The following is a 1,650-nucleotide window of genomic DNA, read 5'->3' on the forward strand; positions in this document are numbered from 1 at the left end:
ATTTAACAGTCCTACCAACGGATGATGTCACAGTCCTAGCACCCGATGATGTAACGGTTTTACTACCGGATGATTTAACAGTTTCACAACAGGTAGACTCAACAATCCCCACACCGGATAACTCATCAATCACACCGCCAGAGGTTCCACCATTGGTAGAGCAACCAATCACACTGGAGGCGACTGTTAAAAGTGACCTAGTCTATGGCATAGAACAAGCCTTCACAGAAGAATATCAGGCATACTTTATGCGATCGCTCAAGAGCAAAATTTATAATCAGAATGATGTACGCGATCGCACTCGTGAGCTTGAGCGGGAGACTGGTCTCAAGACTGGGGTTATTTACGTCAGTTTTGTCCAAAACTCCCTGACATTGCCAGGAACGCGATGCCAAACTCCAGCAATCCCAGCAGCCGAAATTGACCGACGATTTGGTTACCGACCCTCTGATCTACCTTCAGAACCCGAAAAATGCTTACAAAAAAGCGATGACCAGCTAGAACTGTTGCTGATCACAGCAGATGGTAATCCAGTTCTGCGGCGAGTCTATAACGCAAATCGTGCTGAAGTCCTAGCTGTGACTAGAACCTTTCATCGAACACTGATCAATCCCCGAAGCAAGGATGATAAGGATCATCTCAAACCAGCTCAGCAACTTTACCAATGGCTGATAGGACCGTTGGAGGCTGAGTTAAAAGCTAATAAGATCGAAAGCCTGATATTTGCCATGGATCAGGGGTTGCGCTCCCTACCCCTGGCTGCTCTGCACGATCAAAAGAACTATCTAATAGAAAATTATAGTGTCAGCCTGGTGCCTAGTCTTAGTTTGACCTATTCTCGGTTTACCAATGTTCAATCCTTGCGACTGCTGGCGATGGGAGCCTCCCAATTTTCTGATAAAGAGGATTTGCCTTGGGTAAAAGTCGAGTTAGAAACAATTATCGACAAAAAACTGTGGAAAGGTGACTATTTTCTAAACGAAAGCTTCACTCTGAAAAATTTAAAGGCTCAACGAAAAAAACGGAAATTTGGGATCATTCACTTAGCTACCCATGCTCAGTTTAATCGAGGAGCTCCTGAAAATTCTTACATTCAAATGTGGGACAGAAAACTGGGGCTCGATGAATTGGAAAATCTATTTTATGAGCCATCGGTAGAGTTGTTAGTACTCAGCGCTTGCCAAACCGCTTTGGGAAATCGGGAAGCAGAGTTAGGTTTTGCTGGATCAGCGTTTCAGGCAGGGGTTGACTCCACTCTAGCAACCCTTTGGTCTGTCAGTGACCAAGGGGCTATGGGGCTGACTACTGAGTTTTACCGTCAGTTGAACAAGACACCGAGTAAAACTGAAGCCTTGCGACAGGCACAGTTGGCCATGATTCGAGGCAATGTCCGGATTGAGAATGATCACTTATTTATCTCTGGCAAGAAAATTGGTTTATCTTCAGAATTGTCAGGATTTGGAAAACAAAACTTTAGCCATCCCTACTTCTGGGCGGCTTTCTTGCTAGTTGGTGATCCTTAAACAGGGAGTAGGGAGTAGGGAGTAGGGAGTAGGGAGTAGGGAATCGGGAATCGGGAGTCGGGAGTCGGGAGTCGGGAGGTGTGGGAGGTGTGGGAGGTGTGGGGAGATGGGAAGATGGGGAGATGGG

At 46.2% G+C, this 1,650-nt stretch carries 1 protein-coding gene; it reads left to right on the forward strand.

What is annotated here, in order from left to right; genetic code table 11:
• On the forward strand, nt 1-1,523 hold a 1,523-nt coding region (locus F6K57_RS40210), incomplete at its 5' end, for a CHAT domain-containing protein (RefSeq protein WP_293074477.1).
• Nucleotides 1,524-1,650 lie beyond the last annotated feature (127 nt).

The organism is Moorena sp. SIO4A5, from assembly GCF_010672005.1.
In the GTDB taxonomy this organism is placed as follows: Bacteria; Cyanobacteriota; Cyanobacteriia; order Cyanobacteriales; family Coleofasciculaceae; genus Moorena.